The 18,119-nt window shown below is 44.2% G+C and carries 16 protein-coding genes; 14 read left to right on the top strand and 2 right to left on the bottom strand.

All coding sequences use genetic code 11. The features are described 5' to 3' along the window. Nucleotides 1-76: 76 nt before the first annotated feature. From QUB11_RS21640 to QUB11_RS21575, 14 genes are all read left to right on the top strand, one after another. Nucleotides 77-283: a hypothetical protein gene (locus tag QUB11_RS21640; RefSeq protein WP_333206052.1), complete on the top strand. Its 207-nt coding sequence runs from the start codon at nucleotides 77-79 to the stop codon at nucleotides 281-283. Nucleotides 284-374: 91 nt separating this feature from the next. After that, nucleotides 375-671, top strand: a complete 297-nt coding sequence (locus tag QUB11_RS21635; RefSeq protein ID WP_333206051.1) for a hypothetical protein — start codon at nucleotides 375-377, stop codon at nucleotides 669-671. 212 nt (nucleotides 672-883) lie between these two features. Continuing rightward, on the top strand, nucleotides 884-2,437 hold the full coding sequence (locus tag QUB11_RS21630) for an ATP-binding protein (protein ID WP_333206050.1): 1,554 nt from the start codon (nucleotides 884-886) through the stop codon (nucleotides 2,435-2,437). 35 nt (nucleotides 2,438-2,472) lie between these two features. Further along, a complete protein-coding gene (locus QUB11_RS21625) occupies nucleotides 2,473-3,141 on the top strand; it encodes a response regulator transcription factor (protein WP_333206049.1) in 669 nt (222 codons plus the stop codon). A gap of 198 nt (nucleotides 3,142-3,339) precedes the next feature. After that, the gene (locus tag QUB11_RS21620; RefSeq protein ID WP_333206048.1) at nucleotides 3,340-3,723 is read left to right on the top strand and encodes a response regulator transcription factor; all 384 of its coding nucleotides are present in this window, start codon (nucleotides 3,340-3,342) and stop codon (nucleotides 3,721-3,723) included. Nucleotides 3,724-4,336: 613 nt separating this feature from the next. After that, nucleotides 4,337-5,569: a glycosyltransferase gene (locus tag QUB11_RS21615; RefSeq protein WP_333206047.1), complete on the top strand. Its 1,233-nt coding sequence runs from the start codon at nucleotides 4,337-4,339 to the stop codon at nucleotides 5,567-5,569. An 80-nt stretch (nucleotides 5,570-5,649) separates the two neighbouring features. Then, nucleotides 5,650-6,945: a glycosyltransferase gene (locus tag QUB11_RS21610; protein WP_333206046.1), complete on the top strand. Its 1,296-nt coding sequence runs from the start codon at nucleotides 5,650-5,652 to the stop codon at nucleotides 6,943-6,945. Beyond that, nucleotides 6,945-8,132 (top strand): glycosyltransferase, encoded by a 1,188-nt coding sequence (locus QUB11_RS21605; protein ID WP_333206045.1) that lies wholly within the window; start codon nucleotides 6,945-6,947, stop codon nucleotides 8,130-8,132. Before QUB11_RS21610 ends, QUB11_RS21605 begins: the two co-directional genes overlap by 1 nt. A 154-nt stretch (nucleotides 8,133-8,286) precedes the next feature. Next, nucleotides 8,287-9,522 carry a glycosyltransferase gene (locus QUB11_RS21600; protein WP_333206044.1) on the top strand — a complete coding sequence of 412 codons (1,236 nt, stop codon included), beginning with the start codon at nucleotides 8,287-8,289 and terminating at the stop codon, nucleotides 9,520-9,522. A gap of 102 nt (nucleotides 9,523-9,624) precedes the next feature. Then, nucleotides 9,625-10,683: a glycosyltransferase gene (locus QUB11_RS21595; RefSeq protein WP_333206043.1), complete on the top strand. Its 1,059-nt coding sequence runs from the start codon at nucleotides 9,625-9,627 to the stop codon at nucleotides 10,681-10,683. Between the two features lie 255 nt (nucleotides 10,684-10,938). Continuing rightward, on the top strand, nucleotides 10,939-12,792 hold the full coding sequence (locus QUB11_RS21590) for an ABC transporter ATP-binding protein (RefSeq protein ID WP_333206042.1): 1,854 nt from the start codon (nucleotides 10,939-10,941) through the stop codon (nucleotides 12,790-12,792). A gap of 52 nt (nucleotides 12,793-12,844) precedes the next feature. Then, complete coding sequence (locus QUB11_RS21585; RefSeq protein WP_333206059.1) at nucleotides 12,845-14,554, top strand: iron uptake porin; 1,710 nt, start codon at nucleotides 12,845-12,847, stop codon at nucleotides 14,552-14,554. 31 nt (nucleotides 14,555-14,585) lie between these two features. Beyond that, entirely contained in the window at nucleotides 14,586-15,746 is a 1,161-nt protein-coding gene (locus tag QUB11_RS21580; protein WP_333206041.1) for a histidine phosphatase family protein, read from the top strand. A 52-nt stretch (nucleotides 15,747-15,798) separates the two neighbouring features. After that, entirely contained in the window at nucleotides 15,799-16,857 is a 1,059-nt protein-coding gene (locus QUB11_RS21575; RefSeq protein ID WP_333206040.1) for an NAD-dependent epimerase, read from the top strand. 132 nt (nucleotides 16,858-16,989) lie between these two features. On the opposite strand, the gene QUB11_RS21570 is transcribed toward QUB11_RS21575, so the two are convergent. Continuing rightward, complete coding sequence (locus tag QUB11_RS21570) at nucleotides 16,990-17,214, bottom strand: hypothetical protein (RefSeq protein ID WP_333206039.1); 225 nt, start codon at nucleotides 17,212-17,214, stop codon at nucleotides 16,990-16,992. Between the two features lie 156 nt (nucleotides 17,215-17,370). After that, the gene (locus tag QUB11_RS21565; RefSeq protein ID WP_333206038.1) at nucleotides 17,371-17,883 is read right to left on the bottom strand and encodes a dihydrofolate reductase family protein; all 513 of its coding nucleotides are present in this window, start codon (nucleotides 17,881-17,883) and stop codon (nucleotides 17,371-17,373) included. Between the last annotated feature and the right edge of the window lie 236 nt (nucleotides 17,884-18,119).

Raw genomic sequence — 18,119 nt, 5'->3', positions numbered from 1 at the left:
TCTCTCTCTTCTCTTCCTCTGTGTTCTCTGTGTTCTCTGCGGTTCAATCATTCCGATTATTGCAATTATAAAAGCAATGGCTTACAGAGATTTCAAATTAAGCAATATAAGTAAAATATTTGAATTAAAAATTACCGAGTCTTCCCAACTATTCGCTGATGTTCCCGAAATAGAACCCAGCGAATTATTAACAACTATTCTCACAGAAAATATCGATCTCGCTGTTTCAATTAATACCGAAAAAGCCCGATCGGAAATGATTATAGCACCAGTTATAAATTAGGCGCAAATTAAATTATCATATAAGTTTATTTTCTGGAATCGAGTTTAATGTCGATTTAAGTAAAGGACTCAATGGATTTTGCGATTTTTTAATGAGCAATTCTCAGGAACAGTTGTTTATTTCCACTCCCATATTAGCAATTGTAGAGGCAAAAAATGAGAACTTGAAAGCAGGATTAGGTCAGTGTATCGCTGAAATGGTAGCAGCACAATTGTTTAACCAACAAGAAGGTAATGAAATCTCGATTATTTACGGCGCTGTCACAACTGGTACAGTTTGGCAATTTCTCAAACTGGAAAATAACGTGGTTTCGATAGATTTAACCGAGTATTTTATCCGAGATATTGAGAAAATCATCGGAATTTTAATTAAAGCTATGAACGGCTAACGGTGGTGTGCTTATGGCTCACGTTGCAAAAAAAGTGCGAAAAATTTGTCTGCAAGACGTAATACCAAATCTGGCTTAAAAACCCCTTTATTGCTGAAGAGGGGGGGAGGGGGAGAAATTAGCGACCAACATCAAAAAGGGGGTGAGTAACCCGGATTTAGTATAATAAGTTGATACAAGGTTTACAGACACAACCGATCCCGAAAGTTAGTTTGGTTGGTGACGAACCATCCGCCGGATTTGCCATGAAGACCGATCGCAATTTAAATCTAACACAAACAAACTTCCCCCCCCGCTGGCAGCGATTTTTTGGTGAAGCCCGCACCCGGATTCTGATCTGCTACATTTTGTTAATGGCATTCTTCCTGTCCCTTTCTATTCCGGCAATTCGCCAGCGCTTGTTTGCGCTGGTAGATGCCCGGGTTAAAGAGGATTTAGCTGAACAAATAACAATATTTAATGAACGGCTGGCAGCCGCATTAGACGCTAAAAACGGGGCTGTAGAACAGCGATTAAAAAAAAAATACGGCTCTATCAAAACTTACTCGCACCCTGCTAAATTGTTGGCACTCTTAGATATTCACCTTGCCCGGGAAATCACCGAAGACGATACCTTTCTGATCGCTATTGTAGAAGGCGAATTTTATAAAGCCAGTTCCAAAGCACTGCCAAAACTGCTTCGACCGGATTCGGAACTGGTGCAAAATTGGGGAAAATTGAGCCAGTCAGCTCGCGGCGAATATAAAGTCTCAGACAGTAAAGTAGGCAGCATTCTCTACATTGCCGAACCTATTAAAATTCAAGGTAAAACTGTGGGAGTATTCGTTGTGGCTCACGTGACTGCGGGCGAACGCCAAGAAGCGCTGGAAGCTTTTAAAGTTATCATTGAGGTAACTTTGGTCGCCATGATTTTAGTTGTTTTTCTGGCTTGGATAGCAGCCGGAAAACTGTTAGCTCCCCTGCGCTCGCTGACAGCAACTGCCCGGGCGATCGAAGAGTCGGATTTAAGTCAGCGCATTGTCGTTGAAGGGCAAGGGGAAATTGCGGAACTGGCAACTACTTTTAATGAGATGATGGATCGGTTGGAGAAAGCTTTTTCTAATCAGCGCAATTTTATCAATGATGCCGGACACGAACTCCGCACTCCGATTACGATAATTCGGGGGCATTTGGAGTTGATGGGTGACGATCCTCATGAACAGGAAGAAACTATGACTTTGGTGATGGATGAACTCGATCGCATGAGTCGCTTTGTGGAGGATTTACTGCTGCTGTCTAAGGCAGAACATTCGGATTTTTTGCTGCTAGAAACTGTGGAAGTTGGTGCGCTGAGTGAGGAACTTTTTGCGAAGGTAAAAGCTCTAGGAAATCGAAATTGGGTATTGGATGCTGTGGCTTCATGTCGAATTGTTGCCGATCGCCAGCGAATTACTCAAGTTATAATGAATTTGGCTCAAAATGCCGCGCAGCACACTAAGTCTGAGGATACGATCGCGATCGGATCTGCTGTTAGTGGCAGCAATGTCCGATTTTGGGTGCGCGATACGGGAGAAGGTATATCCCCGATCGACCAGCAGCGAATTTTTGACAGGTTTGCTAGGGCTGCAAACAGCCGCCGCCGTTCCGAAGGTGCCGGTTTGGGTTTGTCTATTGTCAGGGCGATCGCAGAAGCTCACGGTGGAAAAGTGTATGTTAACAGTCAATTGGGAGCTGGCTCGACTTTCGCTATCGTTCTGCCGATCGAGCCATTTGAAGGTAGAAGGTAAGCTAGGGAGCAAATAAATCGTTTTTGGTCAGGTTTATGAGTAGAATTCTGATTGTTGAAGACGAACCCAAAATCGCTGCTTTTATCGAAAAAGGACTGCGATCTCATGGTTTTATCACTGCCATTGCTCCTAGCGCTAAGGATGCCTTGCTGATGGCTATTGACGGCGAGTTTGATTTAATGATTCTCGATTTGGGGCTTCCTGGCAAGGATGGATTGCAGGTTATTGAGGAATTGCGCGGACAGGGAGAAGTATTACCAATTATTATCTTGAGCGGCCGCGATGACATTCAAACTAAGGTAGCAGGATTTGAAGGCGGTGCTGACGATTATTTGACTAAACCTTTCCGTTTTGAAGAGTTGTTGGTGCGGTTGCGCGCGCGGTTGCGCGGCACTTACGAACGCACTAATTCAGATGAAACGGTACTGAAAATTGGCAATATAGTGCTTGATTTGCGGACTCGCAAAGTCAAAGTAGGCGATCAAAATATTGAGTTGCCCGCGCGAGAATTCACCTTAGCAGAAACCTTTTTTCGCCATCCCGGACAAGTGATGAGCCGCGAACAACTTTTAGACCGAGTTTGGGGTTACAATTACGATCCAGGTTCCAATATTGTCGATGTTTATGTCGGTTATTTGCGGAAGAAATTAGGCTCCGGTCTCATTGAAACTGTTCGTGGCATGGGTTATCGATTGCGATCGTGAAAAAATTCTCATAATTATTTAACGATAGTTTCAGGGGAATTTGCCATAATTTAAAGGTCGTAGGTCAATACGCTTGGGTTAAAACTATTTATTGCTCGGAGATCCCCCTCGCATCTCCCTTAAGAAGCAGGGTTAGGGGGGATCGAGCTTAACTGAACCGTATTGGGTCATAGGTAGGGTGTCGTTAACTATAAATTTATGTACCGAATTTTGATTGCTGAAGATGAAGTTAAAATAGCTGCTTTTATGGAAAAAGGCTTCAAAAAACAAGGATTTGCGACTGCCGTAGCAGAAAATGGCCCGCAAGCTTTGTCAATGGCCACAGAAAACGAATTTGACCTGTTATTGCTCGATTTGGGGTTGCCCGCGATCGACGGTATGACAGTCCTCCGGGAACTGCGAAATCGGGGAGAACAGCGACCGATTATTGTGGTTACGGCCCGCACGGATCCGCAAGAACTGCTTTCGGCATTGGAATCGGGTGCTAGCGAGTGTGTCACTAAGCCGTTTAGATTCAAAGATTTGCTTTTGCGGGTGCGATCGCATTTAAAGGAAAAGGACTCTTCCCTGTCCTCCCCCTAATCAATCAGTTTTTGCAAAGTTAATAAATGTTTTCAACAAATGTAGTTGTTATTATTTAATTTCAGAGTAATTACTGAGGCAGTTTTGACTAAATCCCCCTCGCTGAGGGGGATTTGTTTTGGACGCAGGGGTGGTCAGAAACTGGGTTATGAAAAAAAATATAGCGCTTATCAAGCAAATTAGGTACAAGGCTATCCATGCCCAATGCCTTCCCCCCAAGGGGGGGTCAGGGGGGGGTTGCCCGTTGCCGAAATTCCGTTTTTGTAAGTAAATTCCCTGAGTTTTGTGAAAATTTTCTCATCAAAGCTTCATGAAGGCTTCACAAAGAACTGCGAAATTATATTTAAACAATCGCAGTACAAAGTTTAGGACACTCAAGGGCGATCGCAACTTCCGTGATGTCCGTCCTCAACTTAAAACCCGATAGGAGAATTGCGATCGTGCGTGTTTGCGTCATCGGTACAGGATATTTTGAAAAGTTATTCTGTGCCCCACAATTCCTTGAAATTTCTAGTCACTTAAAATTTATAACGGCTTTTTCCTCAAGCTTTCTAGAGCGCTCTAGTTCACCATATCTACGTGCATTCAGTTAACTTATCGAGGCACACTGATTATGAGACTGATGGTTTACTCCCACGACGCATTTGGTCTCGGCAACATCCGCAGAATGCTGACCATTTGCGAACATTTACTGAGTGCTATTTCCGACCTTTCCATTTTGGTAGTATCCGGTTCGCCGATGCTGCAGAGTTTTAGACTGCCGCCGAGACTTGACTACATCAAAATTCCCTGTTTGAATCGAGGCGAAACCGGGGAAATAGCGGTCAAGTATTTGCAGACTGATATTGCTGAAACTGTCAAACTGCGATCGGACTTGATTTTGATGGCAGCAATCAACTTTAAACCCGATGCGATCTTAGTCGATAAAAAACCTTACGGCATCAAAAATGAGTTGGTAACAACGCTTAAATTTTTGAAAAAACAGTTGCCACAAACCAAATTGTTGCTGCTAATGCGCGATATTTTAGACAGTCCAGAAAAGACAATTAGTGATTGGAAAGAACACGATTTTTACGAAGCAGTTGAGCGGTTTTACGACCAAATCTTGGTAATCGGAATGCCGGAATTGTTTAACATTTGTCGCGAATATAAATTTCCGCCGGCAGTTGCCCAAAAGGTACGTTATTGCGGCTATCTCCGCAAATCACCGGGGTTAAAAAGTCGAGAAGCCAGACGGCAAGAATTGCAAATAAAAGAACACGAACAGTTAGTTTTAGTCACACCGGGGGGCGGCGAGGATGGCTATCATGTGGTGGATACTTACTTAACCGGAGTCCCACGACTGACAGCAAAAGCTATTCGCAGCGTCATCATTTGCGGTTCGGAAATGCCCTCTCAGCAGCGAGAGCAACTTTCTCAAAAAGCTGCATCGAACCCGCAAGTTAAAATGTTGGATTTTACCGACGATTTGATGAGTTATATAGATGCAGCCGATGCAGTCGTCTGTATGAGCGGGTACAACACAATTACGGAAGTGCTTTCCTTGGGAAAAAGAGCGATCGCAATTCCTCGAATTAAACCAGCTAGCGAGCAATTAATGCGAGCCGAACAAATGTCAAAACTCGGTTGGCTCGCGATGATTCATCCTGACGAAGTAATTCCAGAAACTTTGATGGATTTGCTGTTAACTAAATTAGAAGAAACCCATTATTGCGCCGTTGCTCCCGGTTTAGATTTGGGTGGACTGCCTCGGATTTCTCACTACATTTCTCACCTACTATCCAAGCCAGTGACTCCGATAAACCTCAATTTTTCAGGGATCAAGCCAACTGTCACACTTAAATAAGGCTAGGGGTATTTAACACAGATTTAGTATGTCAACTCTCAACCTGTCAACTGTCAACTGTCAACTGTCAACTGCTATATATGTCTGACAACCGCAAAACCGTAGGTTATTTACTCAAAACTTATCCCAAAGTTTCGGAAACTTTCATCTTGAATGAAATTCTGGAATTAGAACGCCAAGGAGTATCTTTGCACTTGTTTTCCCTCCGAAAACCGACGGATGAAAAAAATCACCCCGATGTTGCCAAAGTTAAAGCCAGCGTTACTTACATTCCCACACTGCTGCCAAATTTCAGCTTTCCCGATTTAATCGCTTTACTTAAAGCTCATTGGCAACTGTTGTCTCAAAGTCCGAAGCAATATTGGCAAGCACTGCAATTTTACTTGCAGCGTCCCGAAAAAAAACGTTGGAATGAATTTTTGCAAGCTGGATATTTGGCAGCAACAATGCAAAATTTGGGACTTTCCCACCTGCAAGCTCACTTTGCCAATGTGCCGACAGCCACGACAGAAATAGCCAAGATTTTTGGCATTTTTTCCTACAATATCTTTGCTCACGCTAAGGATATTTACTTGACAGAAGCGGAAGTGCTCGATCGCCGAATTCGCAGTGCAGAATTTGTGCTTACCTGTACGGGATTCAATCACCGCTATTTGCGCTCTGTTTCCCAAAGCAACACGCCGATTTACTTGTCCTATCACGGCATAGACTTGACCCGTTTCACATCAGCATTTGCCAAACACAAAACGGAAATTCCGTTGATTTTGAGCGTCGGCAGGTACTGCGACAAGAAAGGATTTCCTTACTTAATCCAAGCTTGCCAGCAGTTAAAAAATCAAGGGCATAAATTCCAGTGCGACATCGTGGGTTACGGGCCTCTGCAAGCAGAACTCGAACAATTAATTGCCGAGTTAGATGTAGCGGATGTGGTTTCTCTCGCCGGGAAAATGACTCAGGATGAATTGGTTCAGGTGTATCAGATAGCTAGTATATTTGTGCTACCTTGTCAAGTTATGAAAAATGGCGATCGCGACGGAATCCCCAATGTTTTATTAGAAGCAATGGCAATGGAAATTCCGGTAGTTTCTACCGATATTTCTGGCATTAGCGAACTGGTAAAAAATGAAGAAAACGGTTTTTTGGTTCCCGAGAAAAATCCTCCAGCTTTAGCGGAGGCTTTAGAAAAATTGTTAGCTCAACCTGAATTGAGAGAGCAGTTTGGCAAAGCCGGAAGACAGCGGGTTTTGCAGCAGTTTTCCCTGGAACGAAACGTCGGTGAAATTCGCGAATTGTTCGATCGACTGCTGAACTCAACTCAACTAAAAAGCCCGCAGCCAACAATAGAAATTACTGAAAAAATAGAGGTAAAAGTCTGATGAAAAAGCTCATGTTTTATTGCCAGCACATTTTAGGCATCGGACACTTAGTCCGCAGCATGGAAATTGTGCGCGGCTTAGTTGCAGACTTCCAGATTTGTTTTATCAACGGCGGAAAACCAATCGCCGGCTTTGAAATTCCCGCCGGGGTTGAAGTTGTGAATTTGCCTGCGATCGAAACCGATCCAGAATTTCAAAATCTTTCGGTTGTTGACGACAGTCTCAGTCTTGAGGAAGTTCAAGAATTCAGGAAAAATCAACTACTGGAAATTTTTAACTCTTTTCAACCGGATATTTTGATGGTAGAGTTATTTCCCTTCGGCAGGAGGCGGTTTTCCTTTGAACTCATCCCGCTTTTGGAACGGGTAAAAGCCAAAGGGCGATCGACAAAAGTAGTTTGCAGTTTGCGGGATATTGTTGTCACAAAACAAGACCAAGAACGGCACGAAGAGAAAATTTGCAAACTGATGAATCAATATTTCGATCTATTATTGATTCACGGCGATCGGCAATTTCAACCCTTGGAGGAAAGCTTTTCTAGAATTAGCGATTTAAACTGCAAAGTTCACTACACTGGATACGTAGTGCAGTCTTCGCCAGAAAACCCGGTACTTAACGATGAAGATAAAGCCGCGCTTAACTGCGACAAGCCGCTAATTTTGGCGAGTATCGGCGGCGGGAGATTCGGTCACGAATTGCTGGATTCCTTAGTAGAAGCAGCGCCAATTTTAGAGTGGATTGTGCCCCATCAAATCCAGGTGTTCACCGGCCCGTTTTTTCCTGATGAAAAATTTGCCCAGATGCAAGCCAGCACAGCAACTCAAGCAAACATTAACATTCAGCGGTACACCCCCAATCTGCTGGCATATATGGAAAAAGCCGATCTGTCTATCAGTATGGGAGGCTACAACACTACCATGAATATTTTGACAACTGGAGTGCGATCGATGATGCTGCCATTTCTGGGAAATGGCGACCTAGAACAAACTATCAGAAGCCAAAAACTGGAAAGATTGGGAATTTTAAAGGTGATTCGTCCAGCAGATTTAGAACCCAGAAACTTTGCCAAAAAGATTGTGCTAAATCTGATGGATAGGCCAAAGCCTGTGAAACTTGACTTGCAGGGAGTAGAGAAAACGGCTGGTTTCCTGAAAAGTTTACTAAAAGTACCGGCTGTTGCTGCATAAACAGTTGACAGTTGACAGTTGGTAGGGGCGGTGCCCCCGTGCCCACCCTCTTAGTTGACAGTTGACAGTTGATAGCGGGGTTTTTAAACAGTTGACAGTGAGGAATCTAAGCCATACATCACCGCAAAAATTATCAAATTGAGGAGTGGATTTAATGAAGGTTAAAGTTTGTATTGCGAGTTTGGAATATCCGCCAGAAGTGGGCGGTGTTGGGGAATCGGTGCACCGGATTGCTCACATGATGTTGGAGTTAGGCTACGAAGTTCACGTTGCTGTTTTTCATTCCAAACAGCGGAAGTTTACGATAGGTGAACCCCAGCGGGCTAGGATCGAAACTGCCGATCGAGATGGCATTTTGGTACACCGATTGTATCCGCCGGCGCGCTCTAGCGAGCCGATTATGCAGGATTTTTTGAGCGAGATTTATTCTCAATTGAAACTGCTGCATCAAAAATACAATTACAACTTGTTTCATGCTTTTTTTATCAATGAAACAGGTTTTATTACTACTTTGCTAGCTCGCGAACAAAATGTCCCGGTTATCAACAGTATTCGGGGTAGCGATTTGCACAAACATATTTTCAATGCCAAACAGCACGGCCAAACTGTTTGGATCTTAGAAAATTCGGATTGGGTGACGTTTGTCAGCCGCGATTTGCAAACTAGAGGCCGCATTTTAACTCCCAGCATTCAGGAGAAATCTTCGGCTTTTTGGAATTCGATCGCTCCCATCGACTTCAGCCAACTGTCGGCTCCTGTTGTACCTGGTGAATTGCGCGGAACTGTCATCGGCTCAGTCGGTCGTTTTCGCGACAAGAAGGGCATCGAATATTTGATGGAAGCTTGCGGCCAAATCAGTGCCGACGTTGATTTAACGCTGCTTTTAATTGGGGATTTTGCCGATCGCGAACGGGATTACTGGCAGCAAGAAGTGCAAAACAGCGGATTGGGCGATCGGCTGATTATCACTGGGCTTGTCAGCCGAGAAACAGCCCTATCTTACCTGCCAATTCTCGATATTTTTGCGATTCCTTCCCTGCACGACGGCTGTCCCAATGCCATGTTAGAGGCAATGCTAGCAGGAAAGGCGATCGTCGGTACAAAGGTAGATGCGATCGGTGACATTCTTGAAAACGAGGTGGATGCACTGTTAGTAAATCCAGGTTCAGCAGCAGAATTAGCAGTTGCTTTGCGGCAATTCGCCCTTAAACCAGAACTGCGACAAAAACTCGGTTTAGCTGCTAGAAAAAAGGCGATAGAACAGCTCAATCCCGCTGTCGAACAAGCCAACTGGCAAACCGTTTATCAACAAGTTTTAGAGGCATCCAAGCCGATTGTAGCCGCCGCTAATACTATCAGCCCAAAGCTGGCCCTGATTAACAGCATTTAATGGCAAATCTGGGTTTATTTTTCCTTTGATTGCTCGGCGATTGAAATCGCTACTGCACAAACAAATTCCGCCTGCGCGGACTGAAGAATAGGAGTTACCACCGTGATCTCACCAAAAGTTACAATTGTTGTCTCGCCCCGCGAACGTTTCAGTTACACCCGCGAGTCTTTAGAAAGCCTGTACCAACATACAGAAACGCCGTTTTTCCTAATCTATGTTGACGGCAATTCCCCAACTCCAATGCGGAATTATCTGGAAAAGCAGGCGCAAGAAAAAGGCTTTCAACTGTTGCAAACTAAAACTTATTTGGCGCCGAATCAAGCTAGAAATCTCGCTTTAGATCGAATTAAAACTGAATACGTGCTGTTCATCGACAACGACGTTGTTGTAACTCCCGGCTGGCTCGATCGCCTTTTGGAATGTGCCGCCGAAACCCAAGCCGTCGTCGTGTGTCCCCTCACCTGCATCGGCAATCCACTGCATGAAACCATTCATTTAGCGGGAGGAGAAGCGCGGATTGTTTTGGAACAAAAACCAGGCAAAACTAAAGTCAAGCGGAAGGTACATGAAAAACATTATTTCGTCAATCGTCCGGTGGCTGAAGTTCGCGAACAACTCCACAGAAACCAGTGCGAATTTGCAGAATTTCACTGTATGTTAGTCCGCACTGAAATTTTTACCCGCGTCGGAAAACTAGATGAAGCGCTGCTGAGCACGCGCGAACACATTGATTTCTGCATGAGTGTGACGAACGCGGGCGGCACTATTTACTGCGAACCCGCATCGGTAGTTACTTACGTTCCCGGCCCGCTGCAATGGTCTGATTTTGCCTTTTTCATGCTGCGCTGGAGCGATGCTTGGGAAGTTGCAAGTTTAGAACATTTCCGCACAAAATGGGATCTGACTGAAGACAAGTATTTCAAAAAGCGTTACAGCAGATTGGGACAGCGCAGGCACCAGGGTATTGTCCGACCTTTTGTGCGGCGAATTGCCTTCGGAAATCGCAATCTGCTGTTAGAAAAAATGTTGGTTCACGTCGATCGCATTATCAACAGTTACATTACTTCTCGGTTTGATCGCACTCCCGATCGCAAAGTGGAAGTTAAGGTATTACAACCGGAGCGATCGCGGGTTTTGGAAGCAGCATCTTCTGTTTTGTAAGAATAGTCAAATCTGCTCTCCGGTAGTCCGACAGGGGTTTAAACCCCTGCCTCAAAGCGAAAGTCCTCGCTATGAGAACCCAGAAGAATAATTTTCAACTCATCAGTCAGTTTCAGAGGACTTTAACTAGAAACGGAGGAATTCATTCCCTGGAGGACTGTCGGACAAGCGAACTACCCCAACCAATCCATATTTTCAAGGATCTGTCATGGGGAATGAAAAACTTGCACAATCTATCTTTTCAAGGACTCTCAAATGCCGGAAACTAAAAGTGTTAAAGAAACTATACCCGGACTGGGACGAATTATTGGCAAATTCTGGCCGCAGATTCGTAAGCAAAACATTTTGATTGTCATCTCATTTTTAGCATTAGTCGCTGAAACTGCCTTCCGCTTGCTAGAACCTTGGCCTCTGAAAATAATCTTTGACTACATTCTGCTATCGGGCTTTGAAACTGCTTCTCAAACATTTCCACTTATTAGAAATCTCAGCACCATTGAGTTGTTAACAGTCCTAGCTGTGGCAATTGTGGCGATCGCAGCTTTGCGGGCGGCTTGCGCTTATATCAGTACGATCGGTATGGCTTTAGCTGCTACCCACATCATGACTGAAATTCGGGGTACTCTTTACAGTCACTTGCAGCGGCTTTCCCTCTCATTTCACAGTAAAGCTAAGAGCGGCGATTTAATTACCCGCGTTACCTACGATGTCGAGCGCATTCGCGAAGCTACCGTCACCGCAGCACTGCCGCTATTTACCAATGTTTTTACGCTGACAGGAATGCTGGCGGTGATGCTGTGGATGAATTGGGAATTGGCGATAATTGCGATCGCAGTTTTCCCGCTATTTATCCTCGTTTCCGCTCACCTTTCCAAGCAGATTCAAAAAGTAGCTCGCAAGCAGCGCAAGCGCGAAGGAGCGATGGCCGCCACCGCCGCCGAAGCAATGGGTGCAATTAAAGTAGTGCAAGCTCTTTCGCTCCAAGGAATGTTAGAAAGTTCTTTTTCTAAGGATAATCAAAAAAGCTTGCAGGAAGGCGCAGAATCGCAAAAATTGGCAGCGGGATTGGAGCGCACTGTAGAGATGTTGGTTGCGGTTGCAACGGCTCTAATTTTGTGGCGCGGAGTGCAGTTAGTGCTGGAGAAAATGGTTTCACCCGGTGAATTATTAGTATTTATTAACTACCTTAAAACTGCTTTCAAACCCATGCGCCAATTGGCTAAATATACCGCCCAAATTTCTAAAGCAACGGCTTCGGGAGAGCGGATTATCGACCTCCTCGATACCGTACCGGAAATTCGCGATTTGCGGGGTGCACTTACAGCGCCGCGTTTCCGAGGTGCAGTGGAATTTAAAAATGTCATGTTTGCTTACGAAGCGGAACAAGTGATTTTGCAAAACATGAGTTTTCAAGTAAAAGCAGGTCAGCAAGTTGCTTTAGTCGGCCCTTCCGGCGGCGGTAAATCGAGTTTAGTCAGCCTGTTACTTCGGCTTTACGATCCTGTGGAAGGAGGCATTTTAATTGATGGACATGACTTGCGCGAATACAAAGTTGATTCGTTGCGACAACAGATTAGTATCGTGCTGCAAGAGAGTGTTTTGTTTGCTGTCAGCGTCAAGGATAATATTGCTTACGGATGTTTAAATGCAACTGATGCCGAAATTGAAGCGGCCTCCCGTTTGGCTAACGCTCACGATTTTATCGAAGCATTGCCTCTCGGCTACGATACTATTTTAGGAGAACGCGGAGCGACACTTTCCGGAGGACAAAGACAGCGAATTGCGATCGCCCGTGCGGCTGTCCGCCAATCTCCGATCGTCATTTTAGACGAACCGACAACTGGTTTAGACCAGGAAAATGAACGCGAGGTTAGCGAAGCGTTAGAAAGGCTGACTCAAAATAGCACGACGTTTTGGATTACTCACAATCTGAAAGCAGCCGAACAAGCTGACACAATTCTGTATATTGAAAGTGGCAAAGTTTTGGAACAGGGTACTCATTCTGAACTGATAAAGTTAGGCAATAAATATGCAGCGATGTATGCAGTGCAATCTGCGATCAGCAATGATTTGCCGGATGAAGCTGATGCCTGTGTTATTTCCCGTTAATTCGGTAAATGTAAATTTTTGATATTGAATTATTGGAGCTTTTATTTTGCTCATGCTTCCTCAGTTTTCCTTAGTTTTTCTAATTGCTTTGACGGTAGCAACTCCGGTTGTTGCTACTGAGTTTGTTAAGGGCGATCGCGAAATTAATTTTGACAATAATGGAACTAAAAGCCTGTTTGCAACGTCAATAAATCAGATGCCTGAAAATTCCCAAACTTTGTCACTTCCGGCGGTAGTCCCACCATCCGATCGCACTTTCGACGTTGCAGAGACTGGTGCTAGCGATCGACTTCTAATAGTAACCGAAAAGGTCGATCGCGAATCTTTAGCAAACATCACTTCTGTCTCCGAATTATCCGATGTTAAACCTACAGATTGGGCCTTTCACGCCCTTAAATCTTTGGTAGAACGTTACGGGTTAATCGCCGGCTATCCCGACGGGACTTTTCGCGGTAATCGCGTTTTAACCCGCTACGAATTTGCCGCTGCTTTGAATGCAACCCTCGATCGTCTAAATCAGCAAATTGGAGCCAATACTGCTAATTTAATCACCCGCGAAGACTTGGAAATTTTGCGTAAACTGCAAACAGAATTCCAGGGAGAGTTGGCAGGTTTGCGGGGCAGAATCGAAAATTTGTCACAGCGTTTAGACGGTGTACAGCAGTTTTCAACTACAACCCAATTCGATGGTGAAGCTCTTTTTGGAGTGATTGGAGTTGAGGGAAATGAAAAGGCAGATGGTGAAGGCGATATTGACAGCAATCTTACCTTTGGCCATCGAGTCAGATTAAATTTGGACACGAGTTTTACGGGTAAAGATAGACTCAGAACGAGACTGCAAGCTAACAATATTCCTAAAGTTAGCGATGCTGCGGAAACAGACATGGCTAATCTGAGTTTTCAAGGCGACAGCGAGAATCAATTTGAACTCAGTCGGTTAGAATATCGGTTTCCAATCAATAACCAAGCAGTTGTTTATGTGGAAGCTGTCGGCGGCAGTATCAACGACTATACTGATACTCTAAATCCTTATTTAAGTGGCAGCAGTCGGGGTACGGTATCCCGTTTCGGTCAGCGAAATCCGATTTACCGCCACGGCGAAGGTAGCGGTATTGGAGTGAGTTATGCTTTCAGCAAAAGCGTGAGTTTAGACGTAGGATTTATGGCCGATAAAGTAAACGATCCGGCAATTGGTTTTGGCAAAGCGGCTTATGGTGCTATCGCCCAATTAACTGTTCGACCAACTAATAATATCGGAGTTGGTTTAACCTACGTCCGTTCTTATAATAGTCTGGATACGGGAACGGGAAGCGATCGAGCAAACGATCCTTTTGACGGCGAAAGCGATGCCATTGCAGCCAATTCTTTCGGCATTCAATCCAGTGTCAAAATCAGCCGCCAGCTTACAGCCGGAGGTTGGGTGGGATATACCCGCGCCCAGGCTCTCGATTTGGGCGATCGACCCCAAGCTAGTATGTTTAACTGGGCGGTAACTTTAGCTTTTCCAGATTTAGGATCAGAAGATAGTGTAGGAGGTATAGTTATCGGTCAACCACCTAAAGTAATTAACAGCGATTTCATCGAGGACGATCGAGAATATATCGACCCGGACACATCGCTGCATTTAGAAGCATTTTATCGGAGGCAATTAACAGACAATCTAGCAGTAACTCTGGGATTTCTGGCAATAACTAACCCAGAACACAATAGCAAAAATGATCCAATTTATATCGGCACTTTGCGAACCACGTTTAATTTTTGACAACTCATACAATCTATCCTGAAAATCAATCATGAACAACACAACTCGCGTTATTCTCGTCCGTCACGGTCAAAGTATTTATAACGAACTAGGACTGTATCAAGGCTGCTGCGACGATTCTTTGCTAACCGAAAAGGGCCGTTTAACCGCCTATCAAACAGGACTTTCTTTAAGCACCATTCCCCTAGATATTGTTTACAGCAGCCCGCTTCAGCGCGCTAGAGAGACGGCCAGGGAGATTTTAAGTGCGATCGCAACTATAGCCGACAGTCACCCAGAATTGCACATCGATCAAAACTTAAAAGAAATTGACTTGCCCGCTTGGAATGGTTTATCATTCAAATACGTTCGAGAAGACCTTGCTGAAGATTACCGCTGTTGGAGAGAACGCCCTCACGAATTCCAAATGGCTGCTGAATTAGAGGATAATTCACTGATTGGTAATTCAATTGCAACTTTAGTCAAACCGCCAAATTTCCCAGTCCAAAACCTCTACCGCCAAGCCCAAAATTTTTGGGCAGAAATTCTGCCAAAATCTGTTGGTAAAACAATCTTAGTTATCACTCACGGAGGGACTATCAAAGCACTAATTAGTACCGCGATCGGGATGAAATGTCAAGACTTTCATACTCTACAGCAATCGAATTGCGGAGTCAGTATTCTGAGTTTTGTCGGTGCAGAACATCAGGCTGAATTAGAAGCGATGAATTTGACAAATCATTTAGGAGAAATTTTGCCGAAACTCAAAGAAGGCAAACAAGGACTGCGTTTGCTGCTAGTACCGGCAGACAATAAAAAAGACATTTATACCGACATAGTTGCCAAAATTATCGAGCAAAGCCCTCTCAATTTTTGCCTGAACAGCGAGGGAGCAAACTCCACACAAATGGCAGAAAGATTGATTCGGTCGCACCCCAATCCGACAGTACAGTTATCCATCTCAACTAAAAGATTTATGCAGACTTGGCACCAAACAATTTCCGGCAGAACGCACCAAACTTCATCTCTTTGCACCGGGTTAGTCGTTGCCGAAACCAGCGAAATTCGGGGAGCATTAAATCAAGTTTTAGGCTTGCCAATCCCACAGCAATCTCTCCAGGTTCAACCCGGAAATATCAACATTTTACACTATCCCGCCTCCGCGAAACATCCCGTATTGCAAGCGATGAATCTCTCAGGTGAAATTAGTTAGCGCTGGCTTCAAATTGTTTGCATTACCAATTACAAATTACTAATTACCCACAATGAAAATTTTAGTCACAGGCGCAGCAGGCTTTATCGGCTATCATTTAGCCCAAAGATTATTGTCCCAAGGTCAGCAAGTTTACGGCATCGACAACTTAAACGACTATTACGATGTCAATCTCAAAAAAGCGCGTTTAGCTCAACTCCAGTCGCATTCAGAATTTACTTTTCAGCAGTTAGATTTGAGCGATCGCACCGGCATATCCCAACTCTTCCAAAATCAAAAAATTGACCGTGTTGTCCACCTCGCAGCCCAAGCCGGTGTGCGCTACTCCCTGGACAATCCCCACGCTTACGCAGACAGCAACCTAATGGGATTTTTAAATATCTTAGAAGGTTGTCGTCATAGCAAAATTGAGCATTTAGTCTTTGCTTCTTCCAGTTCCGTTTACGGTAATAATACGAAAGTTCCCTTTGCTGTTAGCGATAACGTCGATCATCCTATTTCCCTTTACGCAGCCACCAAAAAAGCTAACGAACTGATGGCTCATTCCTACAGTCATTTGTACAGCTTGCCAATCACCGGATTGCGCTTTTTTACAGTCTACGGGCCCTGGGGACGGCCGGATATGGCGTATTTCAAGTTTGTCAAGGCGATCGCCGAAAACAAACCGATTGATGTTTATAATTTCGGTAAAATGCAGCGCGACTTCACTTACATTGATGATGTAGTTGAAGGAGTTGTGCGAGTCATAGAAAAGCCTCATCAATCCGATTCAGAAACATCAAGCGTCGTTCCCTATAAGATTTATAATATTGGCAATAATTCCCCTGTGGAATTGTTGACTTTTATTGAAGTCGTTGAAGCAGCAATGGGCAAAACTGCCGTTAAGAATTTGTTGCCGATGCAGCCTGGTGATGTACCATCTACTTATGCAGATGTAGATGATTTAATGGCGGATGTAGGGTTTAAGCCTAGTACCCCAATCGAGGAAGGAATTCGTCAGTTTGTAGAGTGGTATCGAGACTATTATGGCGGTGTGGCCCAGAACTCTTACAGTCAAGTCGCCGCACAGATAGAACATCTTAAGAGTGGCGATCGCCTAGCCACAGTTTGAGCGGGGAAAATCTTCACTAATGCACTTAAAAACGCATTAGTGTTCCCGCTATTGGTGAGCCCACACGCATCTAAATTTTACAGTTTAGTTTGATGAAATTATAAGAGGATGAGATAAATTAAATTGCCAAAACTATTTTTTATTAAAAAAACGGCAGACGATTTCACCCGGGTTGTTTTCTCCAAACGCCAAAACAGTTCCATCTTTCTTAACTGTAGTGCGATCGCGGCAATTGTAGACTTCTAGAGGCTTTTTCACTCCATCAACACTCAGAATTACCCTGTATTCCCAATAATTTTTTGCACTGCGTTTGATATCGACAATGCAAATCTCGCGTCCTTGATAATTGCGGCACACAGACGCCTCAGCAGGAAGGGCGGTCCCGAAAAAAGATATTAATAGCAAAAAGTAGCAAACACATTTCATCATCAGCCCAATTACTAAGTCCTATCTTACGTTTTTTGATAATCAACTGACAGTATTTGGCAAGCGACTTAGCAATTGGGCGCGCCCTCAAGTCGCGACATCATAAGATAGCTGAACCATACCAGAACTGTATGTCTGACATCCAGTTAACTGCAAAGGTGTAGTATTTATGGGATTAACAAATAAAGGAATTCCCTCGCCTAAAATAAGCGGATGAACCGAGAGAATCACTTCGTTGACAAAGTTTTGATTCAGGAAATCGCGAATCAGCAGAGCACCTCCCACCAACCAAATATTCTTGCCGTCTCGCAAGCGCAAATCATTGACAAAACTCTCTAAATCTGTTACCACTTCGACATCAGAAGTTGCTTGAAAATCTAGATTTTTCGTAAAAACATAACTCTGTTTTTCCTGGTACGGATACTCGCCAAAAGTTAGAACTTGTTCATAAGTTTTCCGACCCATGAGAACCGTATCGATACTATCTAAGAATTTATTATAACCGTAATTTTGGTCTGTAAACAGCCAGTCAATATCGCCATTAGATCGCGCGATATAACCGTCCAGACTAGATGCAATGAAGAGTACAATTTTACGCATGGCAACACCTAGGTTTTGGGAATGATTGGGGTGATCATCGCCCCAACTTTAATTTTAAATGATTTAGTGTCCTGACGGTAGCTGGATTTCGATCTTAGCTTTGGAGAATCTCTAGCGTGCATTTCGTGAAAAATATCAACTCTGAGATTCACGGGGCGAGAAACCGGGTTTCTCGGAATTTTTTGGTTGGGTGACGAGAAATATCGAGAGAAACCCGGTTTCTGAGATTCACGGGG

The sequence above is a fragment of the Microcoleus sp. B6-A1 genome (assembly GCF_036705085.1).
Classification (GTDB): Bacteria; Cyanobacteriota; Cyanobacteriia; order Cyanobacteriales; family Microcoleaceae; genus Microcoleus.
Note: the sequence above shows the minus strand (reverse complement) of the source record. Positions and strands in the feature narration are given on the sequence as shown.